At 40.0% G+C, this 19,083-nt stretch carries 18 protein-coding genes; 14 read left to right on the top strand and 4 right to left on the bottom strand.

What is annotated here, in order from left to right:
• The first annotated feature begins 11 nt into the window (after nt 1–11).
• The 9 genes from infB to EAF07_RS07265 all read left to right on the top strand — a co-directional run bounded on the left by infB (nt 12) and on the right by EAF07_RS07265 (nt 8,007).
• A complete protein-coding gene (gene infB, locus EAF07_RS07305) occupies nt 12–2,747 on the top strand; it encodes a translation initiation factor IF-2 (RefSeq protein ID WP_121835927.1) in 2,736 nt (911 codons plus the stop codon).
• Between the two features lie 248 nt (nt 2,748–2,995).
• Nucleotides 2,996–3,346, top strand: a complete 351-nt coding sequence (gene rbfA / locus EAF07_RS07300; protein ID WP_161978674.1) for a 30S ribosome-binding factor RbfA — start codon at nt 2,996–2,998, stop codon at nt 3,344–3,346.
• A gap of 58 nt (nt 3,347–3,404) precedes the next feature.
• Nucleotides 3,405–4,358 carry a competence protein CoiA gene (locus EAF07_RS07295; RefSeq protein ID WP_121835925.1) on the top strand — a complete coding sequence of 318 codons (954 nt, stop codon included), beginning with the start codon at nt 3,405–3,407 and terminating at the stop codon, nt 4,356–4,358.
• A gap of 27 nt (nt 4,359–4,385) precedes the next feature.
• A complete protein-coding gene (locus tag EAF07_RS07290) occupies nt 4,386–4,574 on the top strand; it encodes a hypothetical protein (protein ID WP_121835924.1) in 189 nt (62 codons plus the stop codon).
• A gap of 69 nt (nt 4,575–4,643) precedes the next feature.
• Nucleotides 4,644–5,582 (top strand): tRNA modification radical SAM protein MnmL/YtqA, encoded by a 939-nt coding sequence (gene mnmL, locus EAF07_RS07285; RefSeq protein ID WP_121835923.1) that lies wholly within the window; start codon nt 4,644–4,646, stop codon nt 5,580–5,582.
• A 55-nt stretch (nt 5,583–5,637) separates the two neighbouring features.
• A complete protein-coding gene (locus tag EAF07_RS07280) occupies nt 5,638–6,423 on the top strand; it encodes an aminoglycoside 3'-phosphotransferase (protein WP_121835922.1) in 786 nt (261 codons plus the stop codon).
• Nucleotides 6,424–6,432: 9 nt separating this feature from the next.
• Nucleotides 6,433–7,134 (top strand): hydroxyacylglutathione hydrolase, encoded by a 702-nt coding sequence (gene gloB / locus EAF07_RS07275; protein ID WP_121835921.1) that lies wholly within the window; start codon nt 6,433–6,435, stop codon nt 7,132–7,134.
• 25 nt (nt 7,135–7,159) lie between these two features.
• The gene (gene mnmM, locus EAF07_RS07270) at nt 7,160–7,714 is read left to right on the top strand and encodes a tRNA 5-(aminomethyl)-2-thiouridylate-methyltransferase MnmM (protein ID WP_121835920.1); all 555 of its coding nucleotides are present in this window, start codon (nt 7,160–7,162) and stop codon (nt 7,712–7,714) included.
• A 5-nt stretch (nt 7,715–7,719) separates the two neighbouring features.
• Nucleotides 7,720–8,007, top strand: a complete 288-nt coding sequence (locus tag EAF07_RS07265) for a bacteriocin immunity family protein (RefSeq protein ID WP_121835919.1) — start codon at nt 7,720–7,722, stop codon at nt 8,005–8,007.
• An 11-nt stretch (nt 8,008–8,018) separates the two neighbouring features.
• Here EAF07_RS07265 and EAF07_RS07260 read toward each other — a convergent pair whose 3' ends face one another.
• Nucleotides 8,019–8,804, bottom strand: coding sequence for an ABC transporter ATP-binding protein (locus tag EAF07_RS07260; protein ID WP_121835918.1), 786 nt, complete (start codon nt 8,802–8,804; stop codon nt 8,019–8,021).
• A 183-nt stretch (nt 8,805–8,987) separates the two neighbouring features.
• On the opposite strand from EAF07_RS07260, the gene eno reads away from it, so the two are divergent.
• The 4 genes from eno (at nt 8,988) to EAF07_RS07240 (ending at nt 13,557) form a co-directional block, all read left to right on the top strand.
• The gene (gene eno / locus EAF07_RS07255) at nt 8,988–10,295 is read left to right on the top strand and encodes a surface-displayed alpha-enolase (RefSeq protein ID WP_121835917.1); all 1,308 of its coding nucleotides are present in this window, start codon (nt 8,988–8,990) and stop codon (nt 10,293–10,295) included.
• Between the two features lie 273 nt (nt 10,296–10,568).
• Complete coding sequence (locus EAF07_RS10870; RefSeq protein WP_121835916.1) at nt 10,569–10,658, top strand: type I toxin-antitoxin system Fst family toxin; 90 nt, start codon at nt 10,569–10,571, stop codon at nt 10,656–10,658.
• A gap of 685 nt (nt 10,659–11,343) precedes the next feature.
• Complete coding sequence (locus tag EAF07_RS07245; RefSeq protein WP_121835915.1) at nt 11,344–11,550, top strand: cold-shock protein; 207 nt, start codon at nt 11,344–11,346, stop codon at nt 11,548–11,550.
• A gap of 666 nt (nt 11,551–12,216) precedes the next feature.
• A complete protein-coding gene (locus EAF07_RS07240; protein WP_121835914.1) occupies nt 12,217–13,557 on the top strand; it encodes a hemolysin family protein in 1,341 nt (446 codons plus the stop codon).
• Nucleotides 13,558–13,649: 92 nt separating this feature from the next.
• Here EAF07_RS07240 and EAF07_RS07235 read toward each other — a convergent pair whose 3' ends face one another.
• Genes EAF07_RS07235 through EAF07_RS07225 form a run of 3 tightly spaced genes read right to left on the bottom strand, consistent with a single transcriptional unit; the run spans nt 13,650 to nt 15,513 of the window.
• On the bottom strand, nt 13,650–14,438 hold the full coding sequence (locus tag EAF07_RS07235) for a hypothetical protein (protein ID WP_121835913.1): 789 nt from the start codon (nt 14,436–14,438) through the stop codon (nt 13,650–13,652).
• Nucleotides 14,439–14,447: 9 nt separating this feature from the next.
• A complete protein-coding gene (locus EAF07_RS07230) occupies nt 14,448–15,146 on the bottom strand; it encodes an ABC transporter ATP-binding protein (RefSeq protein ID WP_121835912.1) in 699 nt (232 codons plus the stop codon).
• Entirely contained in the window at nt 15,139–15,513 is a 375-nt protein-coding gene (locus tag EAF07_RS07225) for a GntR family transcriptional regulator (RefSeq protein WP_121835911.1), read from the bottom strand. The genes EAF07_RS07230 and EAF07_RS07225 overlap by 8 nt, the downstream gene beginning before the upstream one ends.
• Nucleotides 15,514–15,856: 343 nt before the next feature.
• Here EAF07_RS07225 and EAF07_RS07220 point away from each other — a divergent pair, with 343 nt between their 5' ends.
• The gene (locus EAF07_RS07220) at nt 15,857–18,961 is read left to right on the top strand and encodes a DNA polymerase III subunit alpha (protein WP_121835910.1); all 3,105 of its coding nucleotides are present in this window, start codon (nt 15,857–15,859) and stop codon (nt 18,959–18,961) included.
• The last annotated feature ends 122 nt before the right edge of the window (nt 18,962–19,083 follow it).

Genomic DNA, 19,083 nt, shown 5'->3' with positions numbered 1-19,083 from the left:
GAGGACAAGATTTGTCTAAGAAACGTTTAAATGAAATCGCCAAAGAAATTGGTAAAACGAGTAAGGAAGTGGTCGCAAAGGCTCTTGAACTTGGGTTAGATGTCAAAACCCATGCCTCAAGTGTTGATGAAGCAGGAGCTAAGCGTATTACAGAGGCTTTTGGAAATAGCGGAGCTGCTAAACCTCAACCTCAAAAAGTTGAGAAAATAGCGGAAGTAAAACCTGAAAAAGCAGAACCAGCAAAAGCTGAGGATGTGAAGTCTACTCCTAAAGCAACCCCTGTTCGTCCCCAGATTAGGAATTTCAAGGCTGAGCGTGAAGCAAAAGCCAAAGAACAGGCAGAGCGCCGTCAAAATGGTGGTAATCGCGATAAACATCAGAATGATCGTCGTGACAACCGAAATGACAACCGCAAGCCAAACCATAATCAAGGCGGAACAAACCAAAACGGCAATCGCCAAAATGATCGCCGCAATGACAACCAAAACCGTCATCGCAATGAAAATCAGCCTAACACGCGTAATGATCGTCGCGATAACCGCAATGGTAATCGTCAGCAAAATCGCCCTGCTCAAACTGCACCACGTATTGATTTTAAAGCACGTGCAGCAGCCTTGAAAGCTGAACAAAACGCAGAGTATTCACGTGAAAGTGAAGCGCGTTTCCGTGAGCAGGAAGAAGCAAAACGTAAGGCAGAAGCTGCTAAGAAAGCAAAAGAAGTGGTGCCATCTGCTCCTAAAGTAGCGCCAGCAGTTTCTACGGAAAAAACAACTGTCGATGCTCGTCGTAAAAAAGCCCGTCTAGAGAAATCAAGAGACTTCTCTAATGAAAATGAAGACGGACCAAAACAAGCAAAAAATAAGAAAAACTGGAACCAAAACCAAGTGAGAAATCAGCGTAATAGCAACTGGAATAACAATAAGAAAAACAAACGTAGAGGCAATCAAGCACCAGCTCCTGTAACAGAGCGTAAATTCCATGAATTGCCAAAAGAATTTGAATATACTGAAGGCATGACTGTCGCAGAAATTGCAAAACGTATCAAACGTGAGCCTGCAGAAATCGTTAAGAAACTCTTTATGATGGGTGTTATGGCGACTCAAAACCAATCCCTTGATGGAGATACTATCGAACTCCTTATGGTGGATTATGGTATCGAAGCTAAGGCTAAGGTTGAAGTGGACAATGCCGACATCGAACGTTTCTTCGCAGAAGATGGTTACCTAAACCCAGAAGAAATGATTGAGCGTGCACCAGTCGTAACGATTATGGGTCACGTTGACCACGGTAAAACAACCCTCCTTGATACCCTTCGTAACTCACGTGTCGCAACAGGTGAAGCAGGTGGTATCACTCAGCATATTGGTGCCTACCAAATCGAAGCCAACGGAAAGAAAATCACCTTCCTTGATACACCAGGTCACGCGGCCTTTACATCAATGCGTGCGCGTGGTGCCTCAGTAACGGATATTACCATCCTTATTGTAGCGGCAGACGATGGTGTTATGCCTCAGACTATCGAAGCGATTAACCACTCTAAAGCTGCTGGTGTTCCAATCATCGTTGCCATCAACAAGATTGATAAACCAGGTGCAAACCCTGAGCGTGTTATTGGTGAATTGGCAGAGCACGGTATCATGTCTACAGCATGGGGCGGGGATTCAGAATTTGTTGAAATCTCAGCGAAATTCGGTCAAAACATTGATGAATTGCTAGAAACAGTTCTTCTTGTGGCAGAACTTCAGGAGCTCAAAGCGGACCCAACAGTTCGTGCCATTGGTACTGTTATCGAGGCTCGTCTTGATAAAGGAAAAGGTGCAGTAGCAACTCTCCTTGTTCAACAAGGTACCTTGAATGTTCAAGACCCAATCGTTGTGGGTAATACTTTCGGACGTGTCCGTGCCATGACCAATGACCTTGGTCGTCGTGTGAAAACAGCTGAGCCATCAATGCCAGTCTCAATTACTGGTTTGAACGAAGCGCCTATGGCTGGTGATCACTTTGCGGTTTACGAAGATGAAAAAGCTGCGCGTGCAGCTGGAGAAGAACGTGCGAAACGTGCCCTTCTCAAACAACGTCAAGCCACACAACGTGTTAGCCTTGAAAACCTCTTTGATACCCTTAAAGCTGGTGAAGTTAAGACTGTTAATGTCATTATCAAAGCGGACGTACAAGGTTCTGTAGAGGCGCTTGCCGCATCACTTCTTAAGATTGATGTTGAAGGTGTTAAAGTTAACGTGGTTCACTCAGCGGTAGGTGCTATCAGTGAGTCAGATGTGACCCTTGCAGAAGCTTCAAATGCCGTTGTTATCGGATTTAACGTTCGCCCTACACCACAAGCGCGTGCTCAAGCTGACGCCGATGATGTTGAAATTCGTCTACACAGTATCATCTATAAAGTTATCGAAGAAATCGAAGACGCGATGAAAGGAATGCTTGACCCAGAATTTGAAGAAAAAATTATTGGTGAAGCTCTTATCCGTGAAACCTTCAAAGTGTCTAAAGTTGGCACTATCGGTGGATTCATGGTTATCTCAGGTAAAATTACGCGCGACTCAAATGTCCGTGTTATCCGTGACCGTGTGGTTATCTATGACGGTAAACTTGCTAGCTTGAAACACTATAAAGATGATGTCAAAGAAGTTGGTAACGGCCGTGAAGGTGGTCTTATGATTGAAAACTATAATGACCTTCAAGTGGATGATACTATCGAAGCTTACATCATGGAAGAGATTAAGCGTAAATAGAGAGGAGCATAGATAGTTTAGTTGGAAAGCTAGGCTTTAGACCTACCTTTCCACAATATCTCATCTAAGCTAATTCACTAAAGACAAAAGCTAGGTTTATAGCCTAGTTTTTTCAAAATAATATAGTCATTTGAATTAACTTTAATACATCATTACTTTCGACTTGCCGTACTCAAGTACTGTCTGCTTCTCAGTTCCTTGTCTTAAAGCTAATTCATTCGACTATACTTATCAGAAAGGAAAATCAAATGGCAAATCACCGTATTGACCGTGTTGGTATGGAAATCAAGCGTGAAGTCAATGAAATCTTGCGTCTCAAGGTTCGTGACCCTCGTGTTCAAGATGTTACCATCACAGATGTCCAAATGCTTGGTGACTTATCAGCAGCAAAGGTGTACTACACCATTCATTCAACACTTGCTTCTGATAATCAAAAAGCGCAGACTGGTCTTGAAAAAGCCACAGGCACAATCAAGCGTGAACTTGGTAAAAACTTGACCATGTATAAAATTCCTGACCTCATTTTTGAAAAAGATAATTCAATTGAGTATGGAAATAAGATTGACCAGATGCTTCGTGCACTAGAAAATCGTGATTAATGTGAACAACCGCCTAGAAAGGTGGTTGTTTTTTCGAATAATCAGATAGGAGGTGCTTATGCTAATTGCACAAAATGGTCAAGGAGATTTGGTGAATTTATTAGAGGATGTTCCACAACGACAAGAATTTTTCTGCCCAGCTTGTCACCAATCTGTTCGGTTGAAAAATGGTAAAGTGATGCGACCGCACTTTGCCCATATTAACCTAAAGTCCTGTGCATTTTTTCAAGAAAACGAATCAGATGAACATTTGACCTTGAAGGCTGAGCTTTTTGCCAATTTATCAAAACATGCAGTTGTTCAAGTTGAAAAAATTTTACCTGATTTAGGGCAGATTGCGGATCTTTTTGTCGGAGAAAAGCTGGCGCTTGAAGTGCAGTGTTCTCGTTTATCAGAAGCACGATTACGTGAACGCACAAACAATTACCATCAAGCGGGCTATCAGGTCTTATGGCTATTGGGAGAAAAATTGTGGTTAGGCAAGAAAATGTCTCGCTTGCAAAAACAGTTTCTGTATTTCAGTCAAAATATGGGCTTTCATTATTGGGAATTGGACCTAAAAAAACGTTGCATCAGATTGAAGTATTTGATATATGAGGACTTAGAAGGTCATTTATCTTATTTAGAGAAATCCTGTTCCTTTGAACAAGATATTTTAGATTTTTTACGTTTGCCCTATAAGCGACAATGTTTATCTTACTATGAAAAACGGCAAAATCAACAAATTTTATCAGTGATTCAACGAGGGTTGATGGCACGAAATCCCAGATGGCTATCCCGTCAAGCGGAGATTTATGCTTGTGGTGGCAATTTGCTTGCGCAGTCAATTGATGATTTTTTTCCTCAAATTAGGCCGATTGAATCTAAAGAAGGATTTTGCCAGATAAGGAGCGATTTATCTCAATTTAGCTCCGCCTTTTTCCAGTATTATCAAAAACAGAAGGATAGGGAATGTCAAATCTTATATCCGCCTGTGTTTTATGATAACGCTTGCAAAAACAAGATAAAGTGATACAATAAAAGAAAAAGGAGACAAGCTATGAAATCATTTGAAGCATTTAAAGAAACCTTGTCTGTCGAAAGTCTCAAGGCTATTTATGAGGAAAGTAAACTTGAAGTGGCGCCTGAGGAATTTGAGGGTACAGAAGCCTTTTCAGTTGCTTTGGCTACACAAATGGCTGTCAACTTGCTGGAACATTACCACGATTGGCTTAAGGTTGAAAAATAGCAGAGCAAAATCTAAGAGGTGTCGAGTAGTCGGCACTTTTTTGTTGTGATTTGTGGTAAAATAGGAAACATGAAAAAACGTTATAGAACTGTCAATGACTATTATAGAGAATTATTTGGTGAAAAAATCTTTAAACTCCCCATTGATGCAGGATTTGACTGTCCTAATCGTGATGGGACGGTATCTCATGGTGGCTGTACCTTTTGTACGGTTTCAGGATCTGGTGATGCCATTGTGGCACCCGATGCGCCAATCCGTGAGCAATTTTACCATGAGATTGATTTTATGCACCGCAAGTGGCCAGATGTGAAAAAGTATTTGGTTTATTTCCAAAATTATACCAATACGCACGACAAGGTAGAGGTGATTCGTGAACGCTACGAGCAGGCGATCAATGAGCCAGGTGTCGTTGGGGTCAATATCGGTACTCGACCAGACTGTTTACCAGACGAAACGATTGCCTATCTAGCAGAATTGTCTGAACGTATGCATGTGACGGTGGAGTTGGGTTTACAGACGACCTATGAAGCTACATCAGAGTTGATTAACCGAGCGCATAGCTACGAGCTTTATGTGGAGACGGTCAAACGCATTCGCCAGCAAGCGCCAAAAATTGAAATCGTCTCTCACTTGATTAACGGACTTCCAGGGGAAACCCATGAGATGATGGTGGAAAATGTGCGCCGCTGTGTAACAGATAACGATATTCATGGTATCAAACTCCATCTTTTGCACCTCATGACCAATACCCGCATGCAACGGGATTACCATGAAGGGCGCCTGCAGCTTCTCAGTCAGGAAGAGTACGTCAATATCATCTGTGATCAACTAGAAATCATTCCGAAAGACATGGTTATTCATCGTATCACAGGCGATGCCCCACGCGACATGCTCATCGGCCCCATGTGGAGCCTCAATAAATGGGAAGTCCTCAATGCCATTGATAAAGAAATGGAAAGACGAGGAAGCTGGCAGGGTTCAAAATGTCCAGTGGACATTTTGAGGTAGGAAATAAAAAACTACGGTAGCAGTTTCACCTTGTAATGATATTAATCAGAAATATATGAAGAAAAGAATCATAACGTTAGAAGAATTACGATTTCCAAAAGCTTTTGATTATTTGATGGAAAATAGTGTTATCTACGATAGTAGCAGTTCATCAGCTGCTCGTGTTTATTTTATTGACAAGGACCAAGGTTATTTCCTGAAAAGGGCAGTTAAGGGAAGTTTAGAGAAAGAAGTGGCTCTAACACGCTACTTCGCTTCGCAGGGGCTTGCTCAAAATGTTTTAGATTATGTGTCTGATGACCAAGATTGGCTGCTGACTGCTAAGGTTGTTGGAGACGATGCGAGTTCTAAAAAATTTTTGGAAAACCCAAAGAGGCTTTGTCAAATACTGGCAGAAACCATGAAACAATTGCATGCATTGGAAGTTGATGAGAACTTGGTTGGAAATCGGACACAAGAGTATTTGAAAGCTGTAGAAGTTGGTTATCAAGTAGGGAATTTTGATCCTCATTATTTGTTTTCACATCAAAAGCAAATTGATAGGAGCGGTGCATATAAAAAGGTTTTGGAGTACTCTCCCTATTTAGAAACGGATACGCTGATTCACGGAGACTTTTGCTTGCCTAATATCATCTTAAACAATTGGCAGTTCCAGGCTATGATTGATTGGGACAGTGCTGGTTTGGGTGACAAGCATATTGATTTATTTTGGGCAGTGTGGTCATTAGCTTTTAATTTACAAACCAATCGCTATCGGGACTATTTTTTAGATTCTTACGGTCGGGAAAATATCAATTTAGAACTACTAGAGGCGATTGCCTATTTTGAAGTGTTTGGGTAAGGAGAATTTATGAACATCACAGCAATTCCAGCTTTAGCTGATAATTACATTTGGGTATGGTCACAAGGTGACGAAGCCATTATCGTTGATCCAGGAGAGGCTCAGCCTGTTCTAGATTATTTGGAGGAAAATCAGCTGACAGCGGGTGCTATTTTAATCACGCATGTGCATTCGGACCATGTGGATGGTATTGGTGAGATTGTGGCCAAATACCCTGATGTTAAAACCTACGGACCCAAAGAAGTTAGCCATTTGGTGGACACTGTCCTGAAAGATGGTGACGGTATTGCGCTCTATGGGTCGCAAATTGATGTCTTTTTAACGGCTGGTCATTCGGAGGAACACATTTCTTACCTTGTTGATAAGGAACATCTTTTGTGTGGCGATGCGCTTTTCTCAGCAGGGTGTGGAAGAGTTTTTACAGGGGATTATAATGCTCAGTATCAATCCATGACCTTCTTCAGAAATTTGGCAGATGAGGTGAAAGTCTATGCTGGTCATGAGTACACTTTGACGAATTTGCGATTTAGCCTATCACAAAATTCAGACGAGTTTACTGAAGATTACTATGAGCAAATGAAGCTCAAAGTGGGCAAAGGTATCCCAAGTTTGCCATCCACTATAGGGGTCGAAAAACAAGTCAATCGCCTTCTTATGGCAGCAGACGTCGCTGAGTTCACAAGACTGAGACATTTAAGGGACAATTTTTAATATAGAATAGTTAAGGAAACCAATGATGATAAAACGCCCCATTCACCTCTCGCATGATTTTTTAGCAGAGGTGCTAGATAAAGATAGCATTGCAGTAGATGCCACCATGGGAAATGGCAATGACACAGCATTTCTTGCTGGTTTAGCTAAGAAAGTCTATGCTTTTGATATTCAGGAACAAGCGGTGCAGAAAACGACTGAGCGCTTGGCGCAGCTTGGACTAGATAATGCAGAATTGATTTTAGATGGACACCAGCATATAGACACCTATGTATCCGAACCTATCCGCGCTGCCATTTTCAATCTCGGTTATCTACCAAGTGCAGACAAATCAGTCATTACCAAACCTGATACGACCTTGTTAGCCATCGAAAAAATCCTAGCACAACTTGAAGTCGGTGGGCGCGTGGCGATTATGATTTATTATGGTCATGAAGGTGGCGATATGGAAAAAGATGCGGTGCTAGATTATGTGCAGACACTAGACCAGACAGCATTTACTGCTATGCTGTATCAGCCACTAAATCAAATCAATACCCCACCGTTTTTGGTGATGATTGAGAAGTTGAAAGGAGAATAACGGTTATGATTAAAGCAACTAAAGATGATTTTTATAAACACCTTAGTGCGGTTTACAATTTACCTAAAGGACAAATTTCAGAGGAACTTAAGCAGATGATTTTAGAGTTTGCCAAAGGGTTAGAAAAGGAAGAGAATCTCTATCTTTTAGCCAGTCGTGTGAATCGCTATACCGTTCCTGAGTTGCTTTCCTTTGGTTCACGAGCTCCTAAGGAATTGGTTAATCTGTCAACTTATCTACTGGAATTAGAAAAAACCTATCGTCTGTTTGCGATAGGTCTAGAAGATTTATAAATGTGCTAATCCTAACCTTTTTGAGGATGGATATATACTCGGCTATCATCAATAGGAATAACACGGACAGGATTTTGATAAAAATCGGATAAGATATCTTCGGTGAGGATATCTTTTTTTGAACCTTTGGCAATAATCTGTCCTTGACGTAAAAGAAGGACATGGCTGATATCATGAGTAATTTCCTCCGCGTGATGAGTCACGTAGATAATCGTTGGGGCATGAGGCAGGTGACGAATATTGCCAATCTGCGCTAGTAACTGTTCACGAGCAAAGAGATCTAAACCGCTTGTCGCTTCATCTAGGATGATAATGTCAGGGTTTTCCATTAGACTGCGTGCAATGAGTAACAATTGTTTCTCACCTTGAGACAGACTGGCGTAGATACGGCCCAATAAGTGCTCACCGCCGAGCGAAATCAACATATCTCTCGCCTCTGCAAGGTCGCTATCCTCATAGGCTTTGTAAAGGATAGAAGATTTGTACTTACCTGTCAAGACAATTTTTTCGGCCATCATGTGTTTCGGAAGGCGCTCAGAAATGAAAGAACCAACAATGCCAATTTTAGTCCGAATAGCAGTCATATCTTCTTTACCAAATTGTTTTCCAAGAACACTGATTTGCCCCTGACTAGCCCAGTGCTCAGCCATAAGTAGTTTGAGTAAAGTTGTTTTACCAGAACCATTTAATCCTAAAATAGCCCATGTTTGTCCGCTTTCAACTTGCCAGTCTATATTTTTTAAAATAGTTTTTCCTTGTTGTCTAAAGCTGACATTGTCAAATGAAATAATTGCCATAAAACACCCCTATTAAATCTCAGATAGATTGATTCTCATTGTATCATAATCCAGAAAAAAGGTTGGGAAATAAGGCAAATATAAAATACAGGAATTTTATCGCTAGTTTTTTTAATTTGCTAAAAGTCTCACATTATGATAAAATAGGCAAGTAAAATAAAAACCTATAAGGAGAGTAATAACATGTCAATTATTACTGATGTTTACGCTCGCGAAGTCCTAGACTCACGCGGTAACCCTACACTTGAAGTTGAAGTTTACACTGAATCAGGTGCTTTCGGACGCGGTATGGTTCCTTCAGGAGCTTCTACTGGTGAGCACGAAGCAGTTGAACTTCGCGATGGTGACAAATCACGTTACCTTGGTCTTGGTACACAAAAAGCAGTTGACAACGTAAACAACGTTATCGCTGAAGCAATCATCGGTTTCGATGTTCGCGACCAACAAGGTATTGACCGTGCAATGATCGCTCTTGATGGTACTCCAAACAAAGGTAAACTTGGTGCCAACGCTATCCTTGGTGTGTCTATCGCTGTAGCTCGTGCTGCTGCTGACTACCTTGAAGTGCCACTTTACACTTACCTTGGTGGATTCAACACTAAAGTTCTTCCAACTCCTATGATGAACATCATCAACGGTGGATCTCACTCAGATGCTCCAATCGCATTCCAAGAGTTCATGATCATGCCAGTTGGTGCACCTACTTTCAAAGAAGGTCTTCGTTGGGGTGCTGAAGTCTTCCACGCTCTTAAGAAAATCCTTAAAGAACGCGGACTTGTTACAGCTGTTGGTGACGAAGGTGGTTTCGCTCCTAAATTTGAAGGAACTGAGGACGGTGTAGAAACTATCCTTAAAGCTATCGAAGCTGCTGGTTACGAAGCTGGCGAAAACGGAATCATGATCGGATTTGACTGTGCGTCATCAGAATTCTACGACAAAGAGCGTGGTGTTTATGACTACACTAAATTCGAAGGTGAAGGCGCTGCTGTTCGTACATCTGCAGAACAAATCGACTACCTTGAAGAATTGGTTAACAAATACCCAATCATCACTATCGAAGACGGTATGGATGAAAACGACTGGGATGGTTGGAAAGCTCTTACTGAGCGCCTTGGCGGACGTGTTCAATTGGTTGGTGACGACTTCTTCGTTACAAACACTGAATACCTTGCAAAAGGTATCAAAGAAAATGCTGCTAACTCAATCCTTATCAAAGTTAACCAAATCGGTACTTTGACAGAAACTTTTGAAGCTATCGAAATGGCTAAAGAAGCTGGATACACTGCAGTAGTATCACACCGTTCAGGTGAAACTGAAGATTCAACAATCGCTGACATCGCAGTTGCAACTAACGCAGGACAAATCAAAACTGGTTCATTGTCACGTACAGACCGTATTGCTAAATATAACCAATTGCTTCGTATCGAAGATCAACTTGGTGAAGTTGCTCAATACAAAGGAATCAAATCATTCTACAACCTTAAAAAATAAAATAGTCTGTTAGACTATTTTATCCCGAGCTTGAAAATAAGCGAGTGAGGAATAGTAAAAAAGGGCTAGAAAACTTGATAAATCAACACTCTAGGGCGTCATCCTAGGGTGTTTTTTATAATTTACTACCCTTTTTACTACCCCTAACGAAAATTGGGTATAGTAAGAGGGTAACTTTTAGACTAAGCCCCCCTTGATATGATATTGTTTAATGGTTAGTGTTTTGTTATAATAAGCCTTGCCCCCTCAAACTAGAAGGGAGGTGAGTTATATATGGATGCCTTCACATCCTTTCTTGTCACCGTATCAAGCGGTATTGTTATTGTACTGTTTGAATACTGGTTAAATAACCGTGACAAGTAACCCTTAGGGGCAAAAATAAAACCCTCAACGCTGCAACGTTGGGGTTTTTTGAGTTATATAAGAACGTCCTTCACAACTTTCTTATCTGTATTATACCCCACAAGGCTTTTATTTGTCAAATAATTAAAGATTATTGATTGCTGTTTCATAATTTGAGAAATTGCTATTTAATGGAGTATGAGATGATAAAGATAAAATCTACTTATTGTGCTAGTTTAATTGATTTTAACAAACTTGCGATACAAATAATAGAGGTATCTGAAGCTGCCGAACACTATTATTTTACATAGATATCACTTAAACAGCATAGCTATATGCAGAAGTAGTAATCAAGGACGACAAAATCGCCACACTCATCACTTTCAGCCTAAGCTTAGAAACAAGAGAGCGAAGGAGACTTAGGCTTGCTAAAAAGGAATGGAACTCCGTAGGAGGTTTTGATGTTGACTTTGCCAGCTTCATTTCCCATCTTCAAAGGTCTTCCAGATCTTTGAAGAGCCCCGTATCACACAAAGATAATTGCTAAAAAAGAAAATAATTAGCACAACAGGTAAAATCTTTGACTTTTAAATAATATACCGTTATACTAGAGGATGTAAATAATTTTTTTGAGTTTAAGTATTAGTTATCTTTTGTTTTTCCTCTTAAATATTTTTGCAAATAATTTTTAAAGAGGTAACTCAAAATGGTAAATGGTACAGTAAAATGGTTCGATAAAGAAAAAGGTTTTGGTTTTATCCAACAAGAAGAGGGAGCAGATGTTTTTGCACACTTCTCACAAATTCAAACTGATGGCTTTAAATTCCTAGAAGATGGTGAAAAAGTGACGTTTGAAGTTGAGCAAGGGCAACGTGGATTGCAAGCTGTTAATATCACTAAAATTGCTAAATAATCAATAGAGAGCTTAGAAAATTCTGAGCTCTTTTATGATGAGTTTGAAGCGGGAAAAATAATATTCAGTCTTTTAGATATTTGACAATTTGATGTAGCAGTATTCTTCCTTAGAGTAAGACTGCTAGAGGCAATAGGTAGAGCCCGTAGTTGAGAACTTGTGTTTGGCTTGTACACTAGAATAAAAACAAGTACCTTCTAACGGGGATTAAAGTCAATTAGTTTTTATTTAGTATTTTTGTTAGCACTTCTCCTAATGTGGTGTGGGGCGGAAGCGACCTCCTACAGAGTTCCATTCCTTCTTGGCAAGCCTAGGTCTTGCCAACCCCTTCACACTAAAACTTATTAGTTTTAGTGTTATCACCACTGCGGAAAGTGCTAGTTGTGGCGACTTCGTCGCTCGTAATGATTGCAGAAAATATCAGCAATAAAATATTATAAAGCAACCATATATTGAAGAAGAATTCATTGTGACTGAGACATTTTATCTTAAACGAGTTTACTATTTTAAAGCTAAAACACTATATCACACTTAATGGTGGTTTACATGTTTCATTTATGTTCTAAGGAAAAGTTGTTTTTGCTGATTATTGCTATGAAAAATTATCAAAAATAGTAGAAATATGCTATAATGACAATACTATATTATTTTTTAGGAGTAGTTTTCATGGAAGACCCTAGTAGTCAGTCCTTAGTTATTCAATTTATTTTATTGATTTTTTTAACATTTCTTAATGCCTTTTTCTCAGCTTCTGAGATGGCGCTAGTCTCTCTTAATCGCTCTCGTGTTGAACAGAAAGCTGAAGAGGGGGAGGCGAAGTATATCCGTCTTGTCAAGGTTTTGGAAAATCCGAATAACTTTTTATCGACCATTCAAGTCGGGATTACCTTCATTTCGCTTTTACAAGGGGCTAGTTTGTCAGCCTCTCTTGGTCAAGTTATTGCAGGATGGTTGGGGAATTTTCAATATGCTGCACCGCTTGGTTCTGCGATATCGCTTATCTTTTTAACCTATATTTCAATCGTTCTTGGTGAACTTTATCCTAAGCGTATCGCCATGAATTTAAAGGAAAATCTGGCGGTGATTTCCGCACCGATTATCCTTTTTATCGGTAAAATTGTGAGTCCCTTTGTTTGGCTCTTGTCGGCATCGACCAATCTTTTAAGTCGTATTACTCCGATGGATTTTGATGATGCGGATGAGCAGATGACCCGTGATGAGATTGAGTACATATTGACTAAAAGTGAGGCAAGTTTGGATGCTGATGAAATTGAAATGCTTCAAGGGGTCTTCTCGTTAGATGAAATGTTGGCAAGAGAGGTGATGGTACCTCGTACGGATGCCTTCATGGTTGATATTAATGCGGACACTCAAGAAAGCATTCAAGAAATTCTCAAGCAAAACTTTTCACGCGTCCCTGTCTACGATGGTGATAAGGACAAGGTAATTGGTCTAATTCACACTAAAAATCTTCTCAATGCTGCGTTTAATCAAGGATTTGAAAACTTGAATTTTCGTCGCATCATGCAGGAGCCTCTCTTTGTCCCTGAAACGATTTTCATTGATGATCTTTTGACGGCTTTTAGAAATAGCCAGAGGCAGTTAGCTATTTTATTAGATGAATATGGTGGAGTGGCTGGCTTGGTGACTTTAGAAGATCTGTTAGAAGAAATTGTGGGTGAGATTGATGATGAGAGTGATAAATCTGAAGTTTTCGTCCGTGAAATTGCTGAAAATACCTACATTGTTCAAGGAAACATGACACTCAATGAGTTTAATGAATATTTTGAAACAGAACTTGAGAGTGATAGTGTGGATACTATTGCTGGCTTCTACCTAACTGGTGTTGGAACTATTCCAAGTCAAGAGAGCAAAGAAATCTACGAATTAGATAACGGCAATAGGCATTTAATATTGGTTAACGATAAGGTTAAAGACGGCCGTGTTACCAAGTTGAAACTGATTTTAACCGAAATTGAAGTTTTGGAAGAAGACAGTCAGAAATAAGTTTAACAACAATTTATATTATAAAAAGACCTATGGTCACTGTTTCTTTGAACATTGACCACAGGCCTTTTATTATTAGCTTGTTAAGTTTATTACTCAAGATTGAGTTTGTATTTGACAATAGCGTGTGTCACAAAGTATGTACTAATCATTAGTGCAATCGTGAAAACCAGTTGAGCTAAAATCAAGCTGGTACCAGCGAACGTAAATGAGAGAAGAAGAGAAATGAGTGTATGAATTAGCATAATAACACCATAACTAACAAATCCCATTAAAGTACGATGGCTATTAAAGAGTTGCCCGATAGAGATAGCAAGATAGATTAATAAAACAGCCGCAATGGTAGATAGGAAAGCATCCAGATTCCAAAGAGCAACCCAGAGAGGGGAGTAATATGGAAGAATTTGAGACATGATTTCCTTGAATCCTTCTATAATATTATTCCATCCAATATTTGGGATGACGAATGCTAAAATAATAATAGCAAAGATGAGATAAGAGAAGACAAATAAGAGTGTTGCGACTAGTAATTTGCTTAAAATAATGGCATGGGTAGAGACAGGAAGTGTCATGGTGAGATAACCCTGTCTGCTAAAAATGCTGGCGTGGAAGCGACGAATGATAATCACATAAGACGCTATCGTGATTGCAATCACTAAACCAAATAAAGTAGCTAATAAGAGAAGAAACATGACCTCATCTCTTAAATAGCTTCCAAATTGATAACCAACGCTATAGTTAGTAGAAGCATTGGTGATAGTGGTAATAAAATTTTTCAAGTAATTGCCTGCAGCAATAGCAACTAAAGAGGTGATGAATAGTAACCCGAGGTACCATTTGCTGATTGATCTGATTTCATATTTTAATAGTTTTCCAAACATAGTGACCCCCTAAGCTCTAAAGTGTTCTCTAAAGAGAGCATCGATGGACTGACCGTGTTCAAAGCGGAGATCGTCCGTATTTCCTTGTAAGGTGATTTGACCATTATGTAGAAAGACCACTTCATCAAGGATTTGTTCCACATCTGCGATAAGGTGTGTTGAGATAATCACAGAAGCTTCTTCAGAGTAGTTATTGATAATGGTACGCAAGATGTAATCTCTAGCAGCAGGGTCAACACCTGCGATTGGCTCATCAAGGACATAAAGTTTTGCTCGACGGCTCATGACAAGGATGAGTTGAACCTTTTCTTTGTTTCCTTTAGAGAGTGTCTTAATGCGTTTATTAGGATCAATCCCTAAATCGCTCAACAGTTTTTCAGCACGCTCGCGGTCAAAATCAGCATAAAAATCTTGGAAGAGATTAAGTGTTGCTTTGGTAGTCATATTTTCATCAAGATAAGTCGTATCAGGAAGATAGGAGATGATCTTTTTAGTTTCAATTGAAGGATGGTATCCGTCAATCACGACTTCACCGCTATCCGGTTGCAGTAGGCCATTAATGAGTTTGATGAGAGTGGTTTTCCCACTACCGTTTGGCCCGAGAAGTCCAATGATTTTTCCTGCTGGTAGGCTAAAGGTCACATCGTCTAAAGCAACCTGATAACCATATGTTTTTGTAACATGGTGTAGTTTTAATAAATCACTCATATGCATTCTCCTTCAAAAAACGCGTTAATTCAGGGACAATATCTTCTGTTGAAAAACCGATTTTTTGCATGTTATTGACAAAGTTTTTCAATTCTAATTGAGCAACTTCTAACCGTTTTTCAGCAATGAGATCGGTATCTTCGGTGACGAAGCGTCCAGAAGTGCGTTGCGAATAGACCATACCTTCACGTTCTAATTCTGTAAAAGCGCGTTGCATAGTATTAGGATTAACCCCAGCTTCTTCAGCATATTCGCGGACAGTTGGGAGTTGGTCACCACTTTTAACCTGATTGCTGATGATTTGCATTTTGACATGCTGAGCAATTTGGGCATAGATAGGAGACTTTTCGTCGAATTTCCAAGCCATAAAGCAAGTCACAAAGAGATGGTTAAATTGTCTAGGGATTGTGTGATAAGAAGTGTATACTTCAAAATCTCAAGTCTTAAGACAATGATAGTCTCTTTCCTTTCTATTAGATTTTTATAAAATAATTGGGTTAGTGAAACTATTTTTGTACTATATCTATAATACGTATTAGGAGTGCATTTGTCAAATATAATATCGCTATTGTACTAGTTATTTGAACGGCTATTATCAGTTGTGGGGAAATGACTGCTATTGTGGCGTCTTGCTCCAAAACGGGTGAGCTATTACTTTATGAGGGGCTTGCTTTGTAGTATAATGAAGTAAAAACAAAGAGGAGGTTGGCATGTTTGTCCCTTTAGATACGAAAACCGTTTATAGTTTTTTAGATAGTTTGGTTGACTTGCCAACTTACATTCGTAAAGCCAAGGAACTGGGCTATACGCACATCGGCGTCATGGATAAAGATAGCCTTTATGGTGCCTATTCTTTTATACAGGAGGCAACAAGAGCGGGCCTCACTCCCGTTTTAGGATTAGACTTGTCCGTGGTCATAGCAGAGCAGAAAATTTCTCTCAAGCTCATTGCTAAAAATACTGCGGGCTATCATAGTCTTTTGAAAATATCCAGTCAGCGGATGATGGGGGAAACGGACTGGACTGTTTTTTCAGAGCTATTGCAGGGAGTTACGGTTATCCTACCAGTGGCATTTTTGGATGTTGGTGCCTCTTTAAATTGTGACTATATGATTGGTGTGGACGCGGATAGTCCTCAAGTGACTTATGAAAAACCACTTATCCCTCTTCATACCGTTCGCTATTTTTCAAATGAAGACCGTGAAACCTTACAAGTTTTACACGCGATTAGGGAAAATGTTGCCCTAAAAGATGTGGAACCGCCAGCTGCCAATCAATGCTTATACGCTCCAGAGACCATGGAACAGATTTTTGCGGAACGCTTTCCAACGGCATTGGAGAATTTATCAGAATTAGTCAAGGATATTTCCTATGAGTTTGATAGAAATCTCAAATTGCCACGGTTTAATCGTGAACGAGCAGCAGTAGAAGAACTACGTGAGCGTGCGGAAGCTGGTCTAGTGGCGAAAGGTTTGATCAGTTCGATTTACCAAGAACGTCTAGACCAAGAGCTTTCCATTATTCATAAAATGGGCTTTGACGACTATTTTTTGATTGTCTGGGATCTTCTGTGGTTTGGGCGTAGTCAAGGTTATTATATGGGGATGGGGCGTGGGTCTGCAGCTGGTAGTCTTGTTGCCTTTGCTTTAGACATCACAGGGATTGATCCGGTTAAAAATAACCTTCTTTTTGAACGTTTCCTCAATGAAGAACGCTATTCTATGCCTGATATTGATATTGATTTGCCAGATATTTATCGCTCTGAATTTTTACATTACGTTCGTGACCGTTACGGTAGTCAACATTCTGCCCAGATTGTGACCTTTTCAACCTTTGGTGCTAAGCAGGCCATTCGCGATGTCTTAAAACGATTCGGTGTGCCAGAATACGAATTGTCCAATGTGACTAAAAAAATTGGTTTCAGAGATACCTTGACAAGTGTCTATGAAAAAAATATGTCTTTCAGACAATTGATCAATAGTAAGGCAGAATATGTTAAAAGCTTTGCCATTGCCAAAAAAATCGAAGGACAGCCTAGACAGACCTCTATCCATGCGGCGGGTATCGTGATGAGTGACGATGATTTGACCAATCACATTCCGCTGAAATCTGGCGAGGATATGATGATTACGCAGTATGATGCGCCATCTATTGAGGCCAATGGACTGCTTAAAATGGACTTCTTGGGGCTGAGAAATCTGACCTTTGTCCAAAAAATGCAGGAAAAAGTCTTGTCAGATTATGGTCAGGACATTGATATCAAAGCCATAGACCTTGAAGATAAAGCAACGCTAGAATTGTTTGCAGCTGGTAAGACCAAGGGGATTTTCCAATTTGAACAACCAGGAGCTATTTCGCTCTTGAAGAGGGTTAAGCCTGAAAAATTTGAGGAAGTGGTTGCCACGACCAGTTTGAACCGTCCAGGAGCTAGTGACTATATTGATAATTTTATCAAGCGAAAGTTTGGTCGTGAACAGGTAGACTTGATTGACCCGATTGTGGCTCCTATTTTAGAACCAACCTATGGTATCATGCTGTATCAAGAACAGGTCATGCAGATTGCACAGGTTTATGCAGGATTTACGCTAGGAAAATCAGACTTGTTGCGCCGTGCTATGTCTAAAAAGGATAAAAATGAGATGCAGCTAATGGAAGCTGATTTCTTAGCAGGTGCGAGAGAACTGGGTAGACCTGAACAGGTGGCGCGTGAGTTATTTGAACGAATGGCAAAATTTGCTGGCTATGGTTTTAACCGCAGTCACGCTTATGCCTACTCAGCTCTTGCTTTTCAACTGGCTTATTTCAAGGTGCATTACCCAGATATTTTCTATGATGTGATGCTGAATTATTCAAGCAGTGATTATATCACGGATGCTCTCCAAGCCGATTTTAAACTTGGAAAATTATCGCTTAACTCAGCGCCTTATCACGATAAAATTTCGGATGGGCAAATTATTTTGGGACTAAAAACAGTCAAGGGAATTCCAAGAGATTTAGCCCTTTGGATTGTTGATAATCGTCCTTATCAGAGTATTGAAAACTTTTTAGAAAAATTACCGAGCAAATATCAGAAGGTAGAAGTATTGTTGCCTTTAGTTCATATTGGTCTGTTTGATGAGTTTGAACCTAACCGTCGTAAAGTTGAAGTGAATTTGGAACACCTCTTTACCTTTGTCAACGAATTGGGTAGTCTCTTTGCGGATTCTTCCTATTCTTGGTTGATAGCTGAGGATTATTCTGTCACTGAAAAATACCGTATGGAGCAAGAGCTTTTAGGAGTCGGGATTAGCCCTCATCCGCTTGATGCTTTGCGCAGAGAGTTACAGGGAAGTTTTACACCTATTGAGCAATTAGTCGCAGACACTGAAGGGACAGTCCTCGCTCAGATTGAGACCATTCGCATTATTCGGACCAAGACAAAAGGTGAGCAGATGGCCTTTCTCACAGTCAGCGATGCCCGCCATAAGCTCGATATTACTCTCTTTCCTGAGACTTATGGAAAATGGCAGAGCGCCTTACAAGAAGGAGCAATCTTCCTTTTCAAAGGACGCATGCAAGTCCGTGACGACAGGGTACAAATGATTTTGCAGAGCCTTAATCCACCTAGTCTTGAAAAATGTTGGCTCCAGATTGCCAATCATGAACAGGATAAGCACATTTCAGAAATTTTGAGCAAATATGAAGGTGAAATACCAGTCGTTCTTCATTACGTTGACAGTAAAAAAACCTTGCAAAGTAATGCTTACCGTGTCCGAAAATCTCAAAAATTAATCGAAGAGCTCAAACCATTTGTTATGAAAACGATTTTTCGCTAAATTCCCAAACTAACTTCCACCGTCTGTTAAAGTGGAAGTTAATCTGATAAAACCTCTAACAACCAGTGGAAATCCGTGTCAGGGTAAGTTCCACTGGTTTTTATAATGGTTGATTTTATTGC

Origin of the sequence: Streptococcus hillyeri, assembly GCF_003686955.1 — a bacterium.
Lineage (GTDB): Bacteria > Bacillota > Bacilli > Lactobacillales > Streptococcaceae > Streptococcus > Streptococcus hillyeri.
Note: the sequence above shows the minus strand (reverse complement) of the source record. Positions and strands in the feature narration are given on the sequence as shown.

Excerpts from the sequence above, each read along its gene's own strand:
- EAF07_RS07245 (WP_121835915.1), top strand. The coding sequence starts at position 11,344 with ATGGTAAATGGTACAGTAAAATGGTTCGATAAAGAAAAAGGTTTTGGT.
- EAF07_RS07295 (WP_121835925.1), top strand. The coding sequence starts at position 3,405 with ATGCTAATTGCACAAAATGGTCAAGGAGATTTGGTGAATTTATTAGAG.
- eno (WP_121835917.1), top strand. The coding sequence starts at position 8,988 with ATGTCAATTATTACTGATGTTTACGCTCGCGAAGTCCTAGACTCACGC.
- EAF07_RS07280 (WP_121835922.1), top strand. The coding sequence starts at position 5,638 with ATGAAGAAAAGAATCATAACGTTAGAAGAATTACGATTTCCAAAAGCT.
- EAF07_RS07265 (WP_121835919.1), top strand. The coding sequence starts at position 7,720 with ATGATTAAAGCAACTAAAGATGATTTTTATAAACACCTTAGTGCGGTT.
- mnmL (WP_121835923.1), top strand. The coding sequence starts at position 4,644 with ATGAAAAAACGTTATAGAACTGTCAATGACTATTATAGAGAATTATTT.
- EAF07_RS10870 (WP_121835916.1), top strand. The coding sequence starts at position 10,569 with ATGGATGCCTTCACATCCTTTCTTGTCACCGTATCAAGCGGTATTGTT.
- EAF07_RS07290 (WP_121835924.1), top strand. The coding sequence starts at position 4,386 with ATGAAATCATTTGAAGCATTTAAAGAAACCTTGTCTGTCGAAAGTCTC.
- EAF07_RS07240 (WP_121835914.1), top strand. The coding sequence starts at position 12,217 with ATGGAAGACCCTAGTAGTCAGTCCTTAGTTATTCAATTTATTTTATTG.
- rbfA (WP_161978674.1), top strand. The coding sequence starts at position 2,996 with ATGGCAAATCACCGTATTGACCGTGTTGGTATGGAAATCAAGCGTGAA.
- gloB (WP_121835921.1), top strand. The coding sequence starts at position 6,433 with ATGAACATCACAGCAATTCCAGCTTTAGCTGATAATTACATTTGGGTA.
- EAF07_RS07260 (WP_121835918.1), bottom strand. The coding sequence starts at position 8,804 with ATGGCAATTATTTCATTTGACAATGTCAGCTTTAGACAACAAGGAAAA.
- mnmM (WP_121835920.1), top strand. The coding sequence starts at position 7,160 with ATGATAAAACGCCCCATTCACCTCTCGCATGATTTTTTAGCAGAGGTG.
- EAF07_RS07230 (WP_121835912.1), bottom strand. The coding sequence starts at position 15,146 with ATGAGTGATTTATTAAAACTACACCATGTTACAAAAACATATGGTTAT.
- EAF07_RS07235 (WP_121835913.1), bottom strand. The coding sequence starts at position 14,438 with ATGTTTGGAAAACTATTAAAATATGAAATCAGATCAATCAGCAAATGG.
- EAF07_RS07225 (WP_121835911.1), bottom strand. The coding sequence starts at position 15,513 with ATGGCTTGGAAATTCGACGAAAAGTCTCCTATCTATGCCCAAATTGCT.
- EAF07_RS07220 (WP_121835910.1), top strand. The coding sequence starts at position 15,857 with ATGTTTGTCCCTTTAGATACGAAAACCGTTTATAGTTTTTTAGATAGT.